Consider the following 15861-nt stretch of genomic DNA (forward strand, 5'->3'; position numbering starts at 1 on the left):
GGGTTATTCGCTGGTAAGGGCTTTGACCGGGTCGAGGCGGGCGGCCTTGCGCGCTGGCATGAAGCCGAACACGATGCCGGTGACGACGGCGCAGGCGAAGGCGCCGAGCATGGCGGGCAGGGCAAAGGCCACCGCCACTTCGGCCAGCATCAGGCCGCCACCGATGGCCAGGGCCAAGACGATGCCGGCCAGGCCGCCGACCATCGACAGCATCACCGCCTCGCTGAGGAATTGCCGCAGGATGTCGCGCTGGCGCGCACCAGTGGCCATGCGGATGCCGATTTCACGGGTGCGCTCGCGCACCGTCATCAACATGATGTTCATCACGCCGATGCCGCCCACCAGCAGCGAGATCGCGGCGATCGCCCCCAGCATCAGCGACAGGCTGTTCTGCGTGCGCGCCTCGGCCTGGATCAGCGCCGCGTCATTGGTCAGCTCGAAGTCCTGGCGGCCGTTGTGGCGCTGGCGCAGCAGCTTGTCGATGGCCGCTTCGGCCTCGTTGACCCGCGTGGAGTCCAGGGCGGCAACGGCGATGTAGTCCGGGTCGCGCTGGCCGAACAGGCGGATGGCTGCGGCAGAGTAGGGCACCACGATGCGCCCGTCGCTGTCCTGGTCGCCAGAGCTGGCGCCCTTGCCGGCCAGGATGCCGACCACCTGGAACGGCACATTGCCGATCAGCAGGTACTGCCCCAGAGGGTCGCGCCCAGGGTCGAGCATCTTTTCCCGCACTTTCTGGCCGATCACCGCCACCGCGGCAGCGTTGGCTTCATCGGCATCGGTGTAGAAGCTGCCTTGCACCGCCGGCCAGTTGAAAATCTCGGGAAACCCGGTGTTGTTGCCGCCCACATAGAACCGCTGGCTGTTGTTGCCGTGGCGCACCATCATCTTTTCGCCGATCACCGGCATCACGTGCTTGACCTGCGGCAGTTGGCCGATGGCAGCGACATCGTCGAGGGTGATGGTGCCGGCCTGCTCGCCCAGGCTCGCCGGCTTGCCGTTGAGGTAGAGGATGTTCGAGCCGAAGGCTGCCATCTGCGCCATGACCTGGCGCTTGCTGCCTTCGCCCACTGCCAGCATCACCACCACCGAGGCCACGCCGATGACGATGCCCAGCAGGGTCAGGGCGGTGCGGAAGCGGTTGACCCACATCACCCGCCAGGCCGCCTGCAGGGCTTCGAGCAATTCGCCTTTCCACGCCCCGTGCAAGGTCGCGCCACGGTCCAGGCGCTGGCGCAGCTGGTCGGCCTGCAGCCCGCGGCCGTTGTCGACCGTGGGCTTTTCGGCGGCCGAATCGCTGATGATCAGGCCGTCACGAATTTCGATCACGCGCTGCGCCCGCGCCGCGACGTTGCGGTCATGGGTGATCAGGATGATCACGTGGCCCTGGCTGGCCAGCTCGTCGAGCAACGCCATCACTTCGGTGCCGCTGTGGCTGTCGAGGGCGCCGGTGGGTTCGTCGGCGAGGATGATATGGCCGCCATTCATCAACGCCCGGGCAATCGACACCCGTTGTTGCTGGCCGCCAGACAACTGGTGCGGGCGGTTGCCGGTGCGGCTGGCCAGGCCCAGGCGACCGAGCAGGGCGCTGGCACGGGCGTGGCGTTCGCTGGCGGCAAGGCCGGCATAGATGGCCGGCATTTCGACGTTTTCCTGGGCCGAGCCCGAGGGGATCAGGTGGTAGCCCTGGAACACGAAGCCGAACGCCTCGCGGCGCAGCCAGGCCAGTTCGTCGCTGCCCAGTTCGGCCACATCCTTGCCGGCGAAGCGGTAGCTGCCGGAAGTGGGGCGGTCGAGGCAGCCGAGGATATTCATCAAGGTCGACTTGCCGGAGCCGGAGGCGCCGACGATGGCGACGAACTCGCCGGGATGGATGCGCAAGCTGATGCCATGGAGGATATCGACCTTGGGCGTTTCGACGCCGCCGTAGGATTTACGGATGTCGACCAGCTCGATCAGGGGTGTGTTCATTCAACCTCCGCTGACGCCAGGGGCGCCGATCACCAGGCGTTCGCCTTCGTTGAGGCCGTCCAGCACCTGCACGCGCAGGCGGTCGCTGAGGCCGGTGCGTACCTGGCGCTGTTCCACCTTGCCGTCGCGGGTCAGCACATGCGCCAGGCGCAGGCCATCGCCGTCGTCCAGCGCGGCCAGTGGCACGGTCAGCACCTGGCTGGCTTTGCCTGCGACAAAGAACACCTGCGTGGTCATCTCGGCCATCAGCGCGCCGTCCGGGTTGTCGACATCCAGCAGCACGCTGTACTGCACCACCTGGCTGCCGGCACTGCCATTGCTGACGCTGGCCGGGCTGCCGCCACCCTGGCTGGCCTGCTCCAGGGGCTTGGGCGGGATCGGCAGCACTTGCCGCACGGTGCTGGTCCAGCGGCGCTTGCCGCCGGCCAGGGTGGTGAAGTAGGCGGTCATGCCCGGGGTGACCTTGCCGATGTCGGCCTCCGACACCTGGGCCCACACGGTCATCGGCGAGAGCTTGGCGATGCGCAGGATCAACGGGGTTTGCTGTTGGGCATTGAGGGTTTGCCCCTCACGGGCATCCACCGCCACTACCGTGCCGTCCATCGGCGCGTAGATGCGCGTGTAGCCCAGCTCGGCCTCGTCGCTGCGCAGGCTGGCCTGGGCCTGGCGGATCTGCGCCTGGAACATGTCGATGCGCGCCTGGGTGACCTTCAGCTGTGCGGCGGCCGTTTGCACGTCCTCGTCGCGGGTGGCACCGGCGGCGGCCAGGTCCCGTTGGCGTTTGAGCTGCTGCCGGGCCAGTTGGAACTGCGCGCGTTGTTCGGCCAGCTGGGCCTTGAGGTTGTCGATCGAGTAGCGGCCGGCATCCAGCCGGGCCTGCTGGGTCGAAGGGTCGATCTCGACCAGCAGCTGGCCTTTGCGCACCGTGTCGCCAACCTCCACATGCAGGGTGTGGATCTGCCCCGACGCCTGGGCACCGACGTCCACGTAGCGCCTTGGTTGCAGGGTGCCCAGTGCGGTGACGCTGCTTTCGATGTCGGCGCGGGTCACGGCAACCGTGCTGAGCGGCTGTGCGCCGTAGGGCAGGGCCTTCCAGGCCAGCAGGCAGCCCAGGCCGAGCAGGCCCAGGCCGCTGAACAGGAGCCGGCGACGGGTGTTGGTTAAAGGTCTCATGCAGACATCCAGCCGAGGGGGTGCCAGATAGACGAAAGCGGCAGAAGGGGATTTAGCGCAGTGAGTTTGGCGCGGTCTGTGTAGGAGCGGCCTTGTGTCGCGAAAGGGGTGCGAAGCGCCCCCAGGATCTTCGCATCACTGCAGATTGCCGGGGCCGCTTTGCGGCCCTTTCGCGACACAAGGCCGCTCCCACAGACGGGCGCACACACTTGGGGTGGTGGCGGTGTTGCTCCATGCACCTTGTTGCTGAGAATAATTATAATTTGTAAGATCGCACGCTGACATCACTCGGTCCCGCGTTGCTGCCTGAAAGGGCTTTCTGGCATAGGCTGGCAGGACGATCTCAGGTAACGTCGTGGAACATTACTATCGCGAACTGGTGGGCTTCCTTTCCGCGCGCCTGGGCAATCGTCAGGCCGCCGAAGATGTGGCGCACGATGCCTACCTGCGGGTGCTGGAGCGCACCGACGCCGAGCGCATCGAGCACCCGCGCGCCTTCCTTTACCGCACCGCGCTCAACCTGGTGGTCGACCGCCACCGGCGGCATCAGGTACGCCAGGCCGAGCCGCTGGAGGTGCTGGACAGCGACGAGCGCTGGCATACCCCGGCGCCGACCCACGACATGCAGCTCGACCAGCGCCTGGCGCTGATGCAGCGCGCGCTGGATGAGCTGAGCAAGGTCTGCCGCGACTGCTTCCTGCTGCGCAAGCTCGAAGGCCTGTCACACCAGCAGATTGCCGAGCACCTGGGTATTTCCCGCAGCCTGGTGGAGAAGCACATCGTCAATGCCATGAAGCACTGCCGGGTGCGCATGCGCGAGTGGGAATCCTGATCGCCGGGTTGAATGCAGATGAAAATTCCGTCAGTCGATCACTTGATTTCCACGGTTTTCCCGACTTCTATCAAATAAGACCCCTGCCAGGCGTAGCCTTGGCAGCAGCCGTTACTGGCGCAGTATGGTCATGGAGCCTACCCATTACCCAACTGCCCAGGTCCCGCCATGGCCAACAAGACCCTGCGCATCCTCATCGCCGACGCACACCCCTGCCAGCGCCTGCAACTGGAGCGGCTGCTCAACGGCCTGGGCTACTACCGGATAGCGCCAGTGGACAGCTTCGAGGAGCTGCAGCGCCTGGTGCTGAGTGCCTTGCAGCCTTTCCACCTGCTGTTGGGCAATATCGAGCTGGCCAGCCATGTCGGGGTCGACCTGGCGCGCTTCTGTCGCGTCAGCACGCAGATCCAGCACGCCCTTCTTTATCACTCTACCCAGTTGCAAGTGCCCTTGGTGCCGCAGACCGAGCGCCAGGCCGTCAGCCTGAGCCTGCCCCAGGTGCCGGACAACGAGGCACTGGAGGCGTTCATGGCGATCATCGATACGCCGCTGCTGGTCGGCAAGCTGCCGCTGCCGGGCGCCATGCCGGCTGCCACGGTGCGGCCACGGCCGAAGGCCAATTTCGTCAACACCATGTTCAACCGCTAAAGCCGCAGCGGGCAGGGCAAGGGGGCAGCTATTTGCTATCCTCTTGCCCTTTGCCGATTTGCGGACCCTGCCATGACTGCCATCGATACCGCTCGCCCGCCCCGGTTCAGCCGCGGCGACCACCGGACCCTGGGCCTGGCGGCGTTGGGCGGCGCGCTGGAAATCTACGACTTCATCATCTTCGTATTCTTTGCGCTGACCCTCAGCCAGCTGTTCTTCCCGCCCGAGATGCCCGAATGGCTGCGCCTGCTGCAAAGCTTCGGAATCTTCGTCACCGGCTACCTGGCGCGGCCGCTGGGCGGCATCCTGATGGCGCACTTCGCCGACCACCTGGGACGCAAGCGGGTCTTCAGCCTGAGCATCCTGATGATGGCCCTGCCGTGCCTGTTGATCGGGGTAATGCCGACCTACGCCGATATCGGCTATGCCGCGCCGCTGATCCTGCTGGCACTGCGTATCCTGCAGGGCGCGGCGGTGGGCGGCGAGGTGCCGAGCGCTTGGACTTTCGTCGCCGAGCACGCGCCAGCCGGGCGGCGCGGTTATGCCCTGGGCTTCCTGCAGGCCGGCCTGACCTTTGGCTATCTGCTGGGGGCACTGACCGCGACCTTGCTGGCGCAAGTGTTCACCCAGCAGGAAATCCTCGACTACGCCTGGCGCTACCCGTTCCTGCTCGGCGGGGTATTCGGCGTGATCGGCGTGTGGCTGCGTCGTTGGCTCAGCGAAACACCGGTGTTCCTTGCCCTGCGCGCGCGCCAGGAGCAGCCGGTGAGCTTCCCGCTGCGGCGGGTGCTGGGCGAACACCGCCGGGCGTTGATCCCGGCGGCGCTGCTGACCTGCGTGCTGACTTCCGCCGTGGTGGTGCTGGTGGTGATTACTCCGACAGTGATGCAGCAGCGCTTCGGCATGAGTGCCGGGCACACCTTTGCCCTTAGCAGCGTGGGCATCGTCTTCCTCAACATCGGCTGCGTGCTGGCCGGGCTGCTGGTCGACCGTGCAGGCGCCTGGCGCGCACTAATGTTCTACAGCCTGTTGCTGCCAGTGGGCATCGGCGCGTTGTATGCCAGCCTGGTGGGGCAGTGGGGCATGACCTGGCTGGCCTATGCGCTGGCGGGCCTGTCCTGCGGCGTGGTGGGCGTGGTGCCGTCAGTGATGGTCGGGTTGTTCCCGGCCGAGATCCGCGTGTCGGGCATCTCCTTTACCTATAACGTGGCCTACGCGCTTTGGGCCAGCACCACACCGCTGGCGCTGATTGCGCTGATGCCGTGGAGCCCGTGGGTGTGTGTCGGCTTTTGTCTGGTCATGGGTACGGTGGGGTTGCTGACGGCCTTGTATTTCGGGCGTCGGGAGCCATTGGCGTTTGCCGCGGAGCCGATGCCCATCATGTGTGGTGACAAATGAGCGTGTAATGGTCTTGGGAGCTGAGACAGACTTCCTGAGCCGGCACCACAGTGGGATGGCACGCGGACTTTGTAGGAGCGGCCTTGTGTCGCGATGGGCTGCGCAGCAGCCCCAGGACCTATGCTCCAGCGCAAACCATCGGGGCTGCTGCGCAGCCCATCGCGACACAAGGCCGCTCCTACACGGGCCAGTACAGCCAGAACAGGTAAAACAAAAAGCCCCCGGCTCGTGAGAACCGGGGGCTTTTCGTTAGCGCAGGGCAGGGGCCTTACATGTTCGGGTAGTTCGGCCCGCCAGCGCCTTCAGGGGTGACCCAGGTGATGTTCTGGGCCGGGTCCTTGATGTCGCAGGTCTTGCAGTGCACGCAGTTCTGCGCGTTGATCTGGAAGCGCTTGCTGCCGTCTTCCTGGGTGACCACTTCGTACACGCCCGCCGGGCAGTAGCGCTGGGCCGGCTCGTCGTACAGCGGCAGGTTGCTGGCGATCGGCACGTTCGGGTCGGTCAGCTTCAGGTGGCAGGGTTGTTCCTCTTCGTGGTTGGTGCTGGAGAGGAATACCGAGCTGAGCTTGTCGAAGCTGAGCTTGCCGTCCGGTTTCGGGTAGTCGATCTTCTGCGACTCGGCCGCCAGCTTCAGGCAGGCGTAGTCCGGCTTGGTGTCGTGCAGGGTGAACGGCAGCTTGCCGCCGAACCAGTTCTGGTCCACATAGTTGAACGCAGCGCCCAGCAGCGGGCCGAACTTGTGCATGGCCGGGCCGAAGTTGCGGCTGGCGAACAGCTCCTCGTACAGCCAGCTGGCCTTGAAGGCGCTGACGTAGCCGTTGAGCTGGTCACCGCCTTCGCTGCCGGCGAGCAGTGCGTCAGCCACCGCTTCGGCGGCCAGCATGCCGGACTTCATCGCGGTGTGGCTGCCCTTGATCTTGGCGAAGTTCAGGGTGCCCAGGTCGCAGCCGATCAGCGCGCCGCCGTTGAAGACCATCTTCGGCAGCGAGTTGAAGCCGCCCTTGCAGATGGCACGGGCACCGTAGCTGATGCGCTTGCCGCCTTCGAGATATTGCGCCATCACCGGGTGGTGCTTGAGGCGCTGGAATTCGTCGAACGGCGACAGGTACGGGTTGGCGTAGGACAGGTCGACGATCAGGCCGACCACCACCTGGTTGTTTTCCAGGTGATAGAGGAACGAACCACCGGTGTTGTCCTTGGCCATCACGTCCAGCGGCCAGCCGGCGGTGTGCACCACCAGGCCCTGCTCGTGCTTGGCCGGGTCGATTTCCCAGATTTCCTTCAGGCCGATGCCGTAGTGCTGGACGTCGGCTTCGCTATCCAGGTTGAAGCGCTTGATCAGCTGCTTGCCGATGTGGCCACGGCAACCTTCGGCGAACAGGGTGTATTTGCCACGCAGCTCCATGCCAGGGGTGTACATGCCATCTTTCGGGTTGCCTTCGCGGTCGACGCCCATGTCGCCGGTGACAATGCCACGGACCACGCCGTTTTCATCGAACAGCGCTTCCTGGGCGGCGAAGCCCGGGTAGACTTCCACGCCCAGGTTCTCGGCCTGCTGGGCCAGCCAGCGGCACAGGTTGCCCAGCGAGATGATGTAGTTGCCCTGGTTGTGCATGGTCTTGGGCACGAACAGGTCAGGCACCTTGGTCGAACTGCCGGCATCCTTGAGCACGTAGATGTCGTCGCGCTTCACTTCGGTGTTCAGCGGCGCGCCGAGCTCTTTCCAGTCTGGGAACAGCTCGTTCAGGGCACGGGGTTCGAACACCGCGCCGGAGAGGATGTGGGCGCCGACTTCAGAGCCTTTTTCCACCACGCAGACGCTGATTTCGCTACCGGCTTCGGCGGCCTTCTGCTTCAGGCGGCAGGCGGCGGACAGGCCCGCCGGGCCGGCGCCGACGATGACCACGTCGAATTCCATGTATTCGCGTTCCACTGGTTCTCTCCTACTCATCAAGGCTCGTGCTGTTGCTTTGTCTTATGGGTGCGCGGGGCATTCGCAGCGGTTCTACGCAACGGCGGAACTGTAGCTGGGCAAATGACGGACTACACCGTTTTGTCTTGGCCGCGCATTATATCTACACCACTTGGCGGGTCCAATACAAACGTTTGTTTGAATTTGCCGCAGGCCAGTAAAATCACAGGAACGCGGCTGGAGGGTGACCGATTTGCCGTATTGACCGGATTGGGTGTTACGGTCAAGATACGAGCGGTTTTACGTTCGCCGTAGGCTTGCAGCCGGGCGCAGGTACACCTCTAAAGACCAGGTGTGGAGCAGGGTTTTGCGGCCTTGGGCCGGTTTGTAGTGGAGTTTACACGCCACGACAGAAAATGACCCGTGAGTATTTGTCGCAAGAGTCCGGACAAGACTGTTCGGTCACTGTGAAGTTACCGCCTCCCGGTACGTTTTTAGAGGTGCCCTTGTACCCACGCGCATCGCAGGGCTCTGCCCCTGGCGACTATCTATTCACCGGAGAGTAACGAGGAATCCATGAAGGTTCTTGTAGCTGTCAAACGAGTGGTCGACTACAACGTCAAGGTTCGCGTCAAGGCGGACAACTCCGGCGTCGACCTTGCTAACGTCAAGATGTCCATGAACCCCTTCTGCGAAATCGCCGTGGAAGAAGCCGTACGCCTGAAGGAAAAGGGCGTAGCGTCCGAGATCGTCGTCGTTTCCGTCGGCCCGACCACTGCCCAGGAGCAACTGCGTACCGCCCTGGCCCTGGGTGCCGACCGTGCCATCCTGGTCGAAGTCGCTGACGAACTGAACTCCCTGGCTGTGGCCAAGGCGCTGAAAGCCGTTGTCGACAAAGAGCAGCCTCAGCTGGTCATCCTCGGCAAGCAGGCCATCGACAGCGACAACAACCAGACCGGCCAGATGCTGGCTGCGCTGACCGGCTTCGCCCAAGGCACCTTCGCCTCCAAGGTGGAAGTTGCTGGCGACAAGCTGAACGTCACCCGTGAAATCGACGGCGGCCTGCAGACCGTTGCACTGAACCTGCCGGCCATCGTCACCACCGACCTGCGCCTGAACGAGCCACGCTACGCGTCGCTGCCGAACATCATGAAGGCCAAGAAGAAGCCGCTGGAGACCGTTACTCCAGACGCGCTGGGCGTTTCCCTCGCCTCCACCAACAAGACCCTGAAGGTTGAAGCCCCGGCTGCCCGCAGCGCTGGCATCAAGGTCAAATCGGTGGCCGAACTGGTCGAGAAGCTGAAGAACGAAGCGAAGGTAATCTAAATGACTATCCTGGTTGTCGCTGAATACGAGAACGGTGCCGTAGCCCCGGCCACCCTGAACACTGTTGCCGCTGCCGCCAAGATTGGTGGTGATGTGCACGTGCTGGTCGCTGGCCAGAACGTGGGCGGCGTTGCCGAGTCCGCAGCCAAGATCGCTGGCGTGGCCAAGGTGCTGGTTGCCGATAACGCTGCCTACGCCCACGCCCTGCCAGAAAACGTTGCGCCGCTGATCGTCGAGCTGGCCAAGAGCTACAGCCACGTGCTGGCTCCGGCCACCACCAACGGCAAGAACATCCTGCCGCGCGTTGCCGCGCTGCTGGACGTGGACCAGATCTCCGAGATCATCTCGGTCGAGTCCGCCGACACCTTCAAGCGCCCGATCTATGCCGGTAACGCCATTGCCACCGTGCAATCGAGCGCTGCCATCAAGGTCATCACCGTGCGTACCACCGGCTTCGACGCCGTGGCCGCCGAAGGTGGTTCGGCTGCCATCGAAGCCGTTGGCGCTGCGCACAACGCCGGCATCTCGGCCTTCGTTGGTGAAGAGCTGGCCAAGTCCGACCGCCCAGAGCTGACCGCTGCCAAGATCGTCGTTTCCGGCGGCCGTGGCATGGGCAACGGTGACAACTTCAAGCACCTCTACAGCCTGGCCGACAAGCTCGGCGCCGCCGTCGGTGCTTCGCGCGCCGCGGTCGACGCCGGCTTCGTGCCGAACGACATGCAGGTCGGCCAGACCGGCAAGATCGTTGCGCCACAGCTGTACATCGCCGTCGGTATCTCCGGCGCGATCCAGCACCTGGCCGGCATGAAGGACTCCAAGGTGATCGTGGCGATCAACAAGGACGAAGAAGCGCCGATCTTCCAGGTAGCCGACTACGGCCTGGTCGCTGACCTGTTCGAAGCGGTTCCGGAGCTGGAAAAGCTGGTCTGATCCGCCTGCTTCACTTATAAAGAACCCGGCCCTCGTACAGGGGGCCGGGTTTTTTTGTGGTCAGTTCCGGCCCGATCGCCGGCAAGCCGGCACCCACAGGTACAGCACCGCCCTTGAGAACTGCGCTGTACCTGTGGGGGCTGGCTTGCCGGCGATTGGGCCGGGCAAAGCAATACAAGGAGTGAGCAATGGTGCTGCGTAAAGCAGGCAGGGTGCTGGCATACATGGCGGTGCTGGTTTCGCCGCTGGCCATGGCGGCAGGCAAGTGCGAACGCCTGGTGGCAACCGGCAGCCCTGACGCGCCGCCCTATTCGTGGCAGGACCCGAACGACCCGAAACACCTGATCGGCGCCAACGTCGACCTGCTGCGCCAGGTGGCTGGCGAGCTGGGCGTGAAGGTGGAGGTGCTGAGCGCCGGCCGTCGTGACCAGGCGCTGGAAGAAGTACGTAGCGGGCGCATGGACCTGCTGCTCGACACCCCCATGCAGGTGGAGCAACTGACTGCGCTGGACTACATCCATCCACCCCTGCAGCTCAACGAATACCTAGTGTGGACGCGTCACGACGCCACACTGGCCTTCGAGGGCCCGGCGGACCTGGCCCAGTACCAGGGCAGTTTGTCCGAGCGTGCGCGGCTGACCCCGGCCTTTACCGCTTTCGCCAAGGCCCAGCTGAAACTGGTGCCGGCACAGAACCTGACCCAGGCGTTCCAGAAGCTGGTGCTCGGCCAGGTGGATTATGTGCTCGCTGGCCGCTATTCGGGCATGGCCATGGCCCAGAGCCTGGGCATGAGCAATGACCTGATCGCCCGCGGCCTGCCGGTGGATCGGCCGGGCCTGTACCTGGCCCTGTCGCACAATTCGGCCTGCAATGACAGCTGGTTGCGTGGGCAATTGGCGAAAAAACTGACAGAATTGCCGATCTCCGGAGCATCCGAGGCCGTGCTGCAACGTAATGTCGAGCGCTGGAAAGCGCAGCTGCAGGTGCCGTCGGACGCCCCCAAACACTAGGAAGATTGCGTGAGAACCCAACCACTAATCCTTGCCCTGGCCGTGCTCGGCCTGGCTGGCTGCGCCAACGATCCGGCCCCTAACGAGCAGATGCGCATTTCCGAACAGGCACTGGAGCAGGCCAGGGCCGTCGGTGCCACCGAGCAGGTCGATGCGCTCAAGCTGGCTGAAGACAAGCTGGCCCGGGCCAAGGCCAACATGCTCACCGAAGACTACCGCGATGCGCGCATGCGTGCCGAGCAGGCCGAACTGGATGCGCGCCTGGCCGAGGCCCAGGTACTGAACCAGAAGAGCGAAGAGCAGCTGCAACTGCTGCAGTCGCGGGTCCAGCGCCTGCGCAAGCAGTTGGAGGTGCAGCCATGATCCGTCGTGTGCCATTGGCCGCGCTGGCAGTGCTGGCGCTGGCGGCAGGTTTGCAAGGCTGCGCCAGCCAGCGCAGCAGCGCAGCGCTGGATGATGCCACTGCAGCTTTCCAGAAGGTCAAGGATGATTCCAATGTGTTGCGCAGTGCGCCGCGTGACGTGATTCGCGCAGGCGAGTCGCTGGCCCGTGCCGAGCGCCTGTCCAGCTACATCGGCACCGGTGCCGACGTGCGCCATTACGCCTACCTGAGCCAGCGCTACAGCGAAATTGCCAGCGAGCATGCCAAGCTGGCGCTGAACCAGGAACGCCAGGCCAAGCTCGACCTGGAGCGCCAGCGCCTGCAGCTGGCCCTGCGCGAGGCCAAGCTGGCCAGTGTTCAGCAGCAGGGCAAGTGGGTCGAGTCGCAGATCGCCGCGCTGGCCTCGGAGCAGGCCGACCGTGGTCTGGTGATGACTCTGGGGGACGTGCTGTTCGACACCGGCCGCGCCGACCTGAAGAACTCGGCCAGCCGTACCGTGCTCAAGCTGGTGCAGTTCCTCCAGCTCAACCCGCGCCGGGTGGTGCGGATCGAGGGCTATACCGACAGCACCGGCCCGGCTGAGGACAACCTGAAGCTGTCGCGTGATCGGGCGCAGGCCGTGGCCGACATGCTGGTAGACCTGGGCATCGACGAGAAGCGCCTGCAGGTCGAGGGCTATGGCGACCAGTACCCGATCGAAGCCAATGCCTCGGAGCGGGGCAGGGCGCAGAATCGTCGGGTGGAAATCGTGTTCTCCGATGACAAGGGCAAGCTGGCGCCAGCACGCTGACCGCTTGGCGGCGCGGTGGATGGCACCGGCTTTGCCGGTGTTCGCGGCTAAAGCCGCTCCCACAGGTACAGTGTTAACTTCAAGGTATGCACAGTACCTGTAGGAGCGGCCTTGTGTCGCGAAAGGGGCGCAAAGCGCCCCCGGCTTTTCGTCGGCATACCCAGGCTTGATCGTTTCCATGGCTGTCACGCAACTGTATTGTTGACTATCCTGCGATCTGTCCCAGTACACTTTGCAACTGTTACGGTATCCTCTACCGTCAGTGAGCGACACAAGAACAACGAGCCCGTCCGCGCGTCGAGAGCCAGCCATGACCAACCTGCTGTTGTACCAGCGTATCGCCCAGCAACTGGCCGATGACATCCGTCGTGGTGTCTACCAGCCAGGCGAGCGGGTACCCTCCGTGCGCAAGATGAGCGCCCAGCTCAATGTCAGCCATGCCACGGTGCTGCAGGCCTATGCCAATCTCGAGGACCAGGGGCTGATCCGTGCGCGGCCGCAGTCCGGCTACTACGTGCACCAGACCCCGGCCCTGACCGCGCAGACCCCGGACATCGCCCGGGTCGAGCGCCCCGGCCTGGTCACCCGCGCCAGTATCATCCAGCAGGTGCTGACCGAGGCTCGTCGTGATGGCGTGTTCCCATTCGGCGCCGCAGTGCCGCACGTCGACTACCTGCCGGTCCGTGCCTTGCACCAGCAGATTGCCAAGGTCACGCGCTTCCACAGCCCGCGTGCCTTCAGCTACATGTTCAGCCCCGGTTTCGAGCCGCTGCGCCGGCAGATCGCCATTCGCATGCGTGATGCCGGTGTTCTGGTCGACCCGCGTGAAGTGATCGTGACCCATGGCTGTGTCGATGCGCTGCAGATGTCGCTGCGCGTGCTGACCCGTCCCGGCGACCTGATCGCCGCCGAATCGCCCACCTATTACGGGCTGCTGCAACTGGCCGACCTGCTGGGCCTGAAGGTGATCGAGATCCCCAGCGACCCGTCCACCGGTATCAGTCTCGAGGCGCTGCAGCTGGCGGCCAACCAGTGGTCGATCAAGGCCCTGGTTCTGACTGCGCGCCTCAGCAACCCGCTGGGTGGCACTGTCCCGGAAGAGCGGCAGAAGCAGTTGCTGCGCCTGGCGTCGGACTTCGATATCCAGATCGTCGAGGATGACATCTATGGCGAGCTGATGTTCGAGCAGGGCAAGACCAAGGCGCTCAAGGCATTCGACCGGCTGGACCGGGTGATCTATTGCTCGAGTTTTTCCAAGACCCTGTCCCCCGGCGTGCGCGTTGGCTGGATGATCGCCGGGCGCTATCAGGACGAAATCCAGCGCCTGCAAACCTTCACCACCCACTCGGCCTGCAGCGTGACGCAGATGGGTGTGGCGGCCTACCTGGAAAATGGCGGCTACGACCGGCACCTGCGTTACATCCGCCAGGAGTACCGCAAGAACCTCAGTGCCTACCAGCTGGCGGTGCAGCAGCACTTCCCCGAGGGTACCCAGATGACCCGGCCGACAGGCGGTTTCATCCTGTGGGTGAGCCTGCCGGGCCGGGTCAATACCCAGGAGCTGCATGTGCGCGCGCTGGAGCAGGGCATCAGTATTGCGCCGGGGTTGATCTTCAGTAACACCGAGCAGTTCAACCACTGCATCCGCCTTAATTGCGGTATACCCTGGAACAAGGAAGCCGAGCGCGCGGTGATCACGCTCGGTTTGCTGGCTCAGCAATTGTGCCGGGAGCCAGCAGCGGCACTTTTGTAGGCTTGCCACGCGCCCGTGGAACAGGGAGCATACGCACTTTTCCTGCCAGTCTGTCTATTTGCCATGAATGCTTTGCGCCGTTTTGCCCTGATCTTGTGCCTTGTACCGCTCGGCAGCCTGGCTGGTGTTGCCCAGGCTGCGCAGCCGGCAGGCCAGGCGCAGGCGGCGCCGGTGCAGAAAGCCAAGCCGGTGCAGAAAGCCAAGCCGGTGCAGAAAGCCGCAGCCAGGCCAGCGCACAAGCAGCCTGCAAAAAAAGCCGGTAACAGCAAGGCCAGGCCGGCGCGCAAGCAGGTGAGCAAGGAGGTTGCCAAGCCGCTACCCAAGGCGAAGCTGGACCTCAGCCTGCCGGCCGATATGGTCGATGACCTTGAGCCGAATGTGGGCAGCCCTTCGCCGATACAGCGACGCAAGCCTTTGCTGCCACCCATGTTCACTGAAAAGCCGGAGACCAGCGATAGCCCGTTCCAGCTCAATGGCCGGTTGATCAGCAACGAAATGCAGCTGCAACTGCGCAATGACAGCCGTCGCGACGTGGAAGGGGCGGCCATCGATTTCGAGTACCGCCAGTAGCTGGCGAACTGACTGCCGGGTCACGGCAGATTTCATCATGCCAGCAATTTCAAACGCCTGTTTGAGCGGTTACTATCCAGGGACGTTCGTCCCGTTTTGTTCCAGGGAGTCCTGATTTTGGTGAATAGCCATGAACTGCCGTGAGGGCTGTGGTGCCTGCTGCATTGCCCCGTCCATCACCTCTGCGATGCCGCGCATGCCCAATGGCAAGCCGGCTGCCGAGCGCTGCCTGCACCTGACCGTCGACAACCTCTGCGACCTGTTCGGCAAGCCCGAGCGGCCGGCAGTGTGTGGCGGTTTCAAGGCGGATGTGGAGGTATGCGGCAGTGATCGTGACGAGGCCATCAGGATTCTTGGCTGGTGGGAGCAGATGACGGCGGCGTGACAGGCTGGATCTTCGACAACAAGGATAAACATGATGAGATCGTTCAAGCGTATTGCTCTGCTGTGTGGCATGGGTGTTCTGCTGTCGCCCGCGGCCTGGGCCGAAAACTGGCAGGTGGCCAAGGACGAGGAGGGGATCAAGGTTTCCCTCAGTGAAGTGGCCGGTTCCAAGTACAAGGCCTATCAAGGCGTCACCGTGATCAAGGCGCCGCTGGCCAAGGTGCAGGCGTTGCAGGAGGACGTGGTCGGGGCTTGTGCGTGGATTCACGAATGCAAGTCGCAGAAGCTGCTCAAGCACGAGGGTGACCAGAGTTGGACCTACACCCAGTTCAATACGCCGTGGCCGGTCACGCCGCGGGACTCGGTGTTACATGTGACCACGGTGAAGGGGGCTGATGGCAGCCTGGTGCGTAATCTGAAGGAAGAGCCGACCTACGTCCCGGAAGAGAAGGGCTTTGTGCGGGTGGCGAAGGTCGAAGGCTTCTGGAAGCTGGTGCCCAAGGGTGACAGCACGGAAGTGACCTATCAGGTGCACACCGAGCCGGGTGGTAGCGTGCCGGCGATGGTGGCCAACAAGTTCGTGGTGGATGCGCCGTTCAATACCCTGAAAGGGTTGCGAGAGCGGGCTGAGAAAAACTGAGGCATTGTGTCGGCTCTGTGAGGTGGCGGCCCTGGTGGGGGCTGCTTCTTGTGGGAGCGGCCTTGCGTCGCGAAAGGGCTGCGGAGCAGCCCCGGCAATATTGCGGTAAGCCTAAGATCCCGGGGCCGCTCCGCGCCCCTTTCGC

General features: G+C 64.0%; 15 protein-coding genes. 12 read left to right on the forward strand and 3 right to left on the reverse strand.

Going from position 1 to position 15861, the window contains the following annotated elements:
* Window positions 1-3 precede the first annotated feature (3 nt).
* Both CAG46_RS04975 and CAG46_RS04980 read right to left on the reverse strand, forming a co-directional pair.
* Window positions 4-1968: a MacB family efflux pump subunit gene (locus CAG46_RS04975; protein WP_085614454.1), complete on the reverse strand. Its 1965-nt coding sequence runs from the start codon at window positions 1966-1968 to the stop codon at window positions 4-6.
* Complete coding sequence (locus CAG46_RS04980; RefSeq protein ID WP_085614453.1) at window positions 1969-3141, reverse strand: efflux RND transporter periplasmic adaptor subunit; 1173 nt, start codon at window positions 3139-3141, stop codon at window positions 1969-1971.
* 355 nt (window positions 3142-3496) lie between these two features.
* Between CAG46_RS04980 and CAG46_RS04985 the strand changes: the two genes are divergently transcribed.
* From CAG46_RS04985 to CAG46_RS04995, 3 genes are all read left to right on the forward strand, one after another.
* On the forward strand, window positions 3497-3973 hold the full coding sequence (locus CAG46_RS04985) for a sigma-70 family RNA polymerase sigma factor (RefSeq protein ID WP_025339983.1): 477 nt from the start codon (window positions 3497-3499) through the stop codon (window positions 3971-3973).
* A gap of 168 nt (window positions 3974-4141) precedes the next feature.
* Window positions 4142-4621 carry a histidine kinase gene (locus CAG46_RS04990; protein ID WP_075045851.1) on the forward strand — a complete coding sequence of 160 codons (480 nt, stop codon included), beginning with the start codon at window positions 4142-4144 and terminating at the stop codon, window positions 4619-4621.
* Window positions 4622-4693: 72 nt separating this feature from the next.
* Entirely contained in the window at window positions 4694-6019 is a 1326-nt protein-coding gene (locus CAG46_RS04995) for an MFS transporter (protein ID WP_085614452.1), read from the forward strand.
* Between the two features lie 268 nt (window positions 6020-6287).
* On the opposite strand, the gene CAG46_RS05000 is transcribed toward CAG46_RS04995, so the two are convergent.
* A complete protein-coding gene (locus CAG46_RS05000) occupies window positions 6288-7970 on the reverse strand; it encodes an electron transfer flavoprotein-ubiquinone oxidoreductase (protein ID WP_085614451.1) in 1683 nt (560 codons plus the stop codon).
* Between the two features lie 537 nt (window positions 7971-8507).
* Between CAG46_RS05000 and CAG46_RS05005 the strand changes: the two genes are divergently transcribed.
* From CAG46_RS05005 to CAG46_RS05045, 9 genes are all read left to right on the forward strand, one after another.
* Window positions 8508-9257: an electron transfer flavoprotein subunit beta/FixA family protein gene (locus CAG46_RS05005; protein ID WP_085614450.1), complete on the forward strand. Its 750-nt coding sequence runs from the start codon at window positions 8508-8510 to the stop codon at window positions 9255-9257.
* Complete coding sequence (locus CAG46_RS05010; protein ID WP_085614449.1) at window positions 9258-10187, forward strand: electron transfer flavoprotein subunit alpha/FixB family protein; 930 nt, start codon at window positions 9258-9260, stop codon at window positions 10185-10187.
* A 188-nt stretch (window positions 10188-10375) separates the two neighbouring features.
* Entirely contained in the window at window positions 10376-11197 is an 822-nt protein-coding gene (locus CAG46_RS05015) for an ABC transporter substrate-binding protein (RefSeq protein ID WP_085614448.1), read from the forward strand.
* Between the two features lie 9 nt (window positions 11198-11206).
* Complete coding sequence (locus tag CAG46_RS05020; protein WP_023661849.1) at window positions 11207-11560, forward strand: DUF4398 domain-containing protein; 354 nt, start codon at window positions 11207-11209, stop codon at window positions 11558-11560.
* Entirely contained in the window at window positions 11557-12369 is an 813-nt protein-coding gene (locus CAG46_RS05025) for an OmpA family protein (protein WP_085614447.1), read from the forward strand. Before CAG46_RS05020 ends, CAG46_RS05025 begins: the two co-directional genes overlap by 4 nt.
* 310 nt (window positions 12370-12679) lie before the next feature.
* Window positions 12680-14122: a PLP-dependent aminotransferase family protein gene (locus tag CAG46_RS05030; RefSeq protein WP_025339975.1), complete on the forward strand. Its 1443-nt coding sequence runs from the start codon at window positions 12680-12682 to the stop codon at window positions 14120-14122.
* A 63-nt stretch (window positions 14123-14185) separates the two neighbouring features.
* Window positions 14186-14692: a hypothetical protein gene (locus CAG46_RS05035; protein WP_085614446.1), complete on the forward strand. Its 507-nt coding sequence runs from the start codon at window positions 14186-14188 to the stop codon at window positions 14690-14692.
* Window positions 14693-14822: 130 nt separating this feature from the next.
* Window positions 14823-15077 (forward strand): YkgJ family cysteine cluster protein, encoded by a 255-nt coding sequence (locus CAG46_RS05040; protein ID WP_085614445.1) that lies wholly within the window; start codon window positions 14823-14825, stop codon window positions 15075-15077.
* Window positions 15078-15110: 33 nt separating this feature from the next.
* Window positions 15111-15716: an START domain-containing protein gene (locus CAG46_RS05045; RefSeq protein ID WP_075045846.1), complete on the forward strand. Its 606-nt coding sequence runs from the start codon at window positions 15111-15113 to the stop codon at window positions 15714-15716.
* Window positions 15717-15861: the final 145 nt, after the last annotated feature.

The organism is Pseudomonas sp. B23(2017) (genome assembly GCF_002113725.1).
Classification (GTDB): Bacteria; Pseudomonadota; Gammaproteobacteria; order Pseudomonadales; family Pseudomonadaceae; genus Aquipseudomonas; species Aquipseudomonas putida_Z.

Excerpts from the sequence above, each read along its gene's own strand:
- CAG46_RS04990 (WP_075045851.1), top strand. The coding sequence starts at position 4,142 with ATGGCCAACAAGACCCTGCGCATCCTCATCGCCGACGCACACCCCTGC.
- CAG46_RS05030 (WP_025339975.1), top strand. The coding sequence starts at position 12,680 with ATGACCAACCTGCTGTTGTACCAGCGTATCGCCCAGCAACTGGCCGAT.
- CAG46_RS05015 (WP_085614448.1), top strand. The coding sequence starts at position 10,376 with ATGGTGCTGCGTAAAGCAGGCAGGGTGCTGGCATACATGGCGGTGCTG.
- CAG46_RS05000 (WP_085614451.1), bottom strand. The coding sequence starts at position 7,970 with ATGAGTAGGAGAGAACCAGTGGAACGCGAATACATGGAATTCGACGTG.
- CAG46_RS05040 (WP_085614445.1), top strand. The coding sequence starts at position 14,823 with ATGAACTGCCGTGAGGGCTGTGGTGCCTGCTGCATTGCCCCGTCCATC.
- CAG46_RS05045 (WP_075045846.1), top strand. The coding sequence starts at position 15,111 with ATGAGATCGTTCAAGCGTATTGCTCTGCTGTGTGGCATGGGTGTTCTG.
- CAG46_RS05005 (WP_085614450.1), top strand. The coding sequence starts at position 8,508 with ATGAAGGTTCTTGTAGCTGTCAAACGAGTGGTCGACTACAACGTCAAG.
- CAG46_RS04980 (WP_085614453.1), bottom strand. The coding sequence starts at position 3,141 with ATGAGACCTTTAACCAACACCCGTCGCCGGCTCCTGTTCAGCGGCCTG.
- CAG46_RS05025 (WP_085614447.1), top strand. The coding sequence starts at position 11,557 with ATGATCCGTCGTGTGCCATTGGCCGCGCTGGCAGTGCTGGCGCTGGCG.
- CAG46_RS04975 (WP_085614454.1), bottom strand. The coding sequence starts at position 1,968 with ATGAACACACCCCTGATCGAGCTGGTCGACATCCGTAAATCCTACGGC.
- CAG46_RS04995 (WP_085614452.1), top strand. The coding sequence starts at position 4,694 with ATGACTGCCATCGATACCGCTCGCCCGCCCCGGTTCAGCCGCGGCGAC.
- CAG46_RS05035 (WP_085614446.1), top strand. The coding sequence starts at position 14,186 with ATGAATGCTTTGCGCCGTTTTGCCCTGATCTTGTGCCTTGTACCGCTC.
- CAG46_RS05010 (WP_085614449.1), top strand. The coding sequence starts at position 9,258 with ATGACTATCCTGGTTGTCGCTGAATACGAGAACGGTGCCGTAGCCCCG.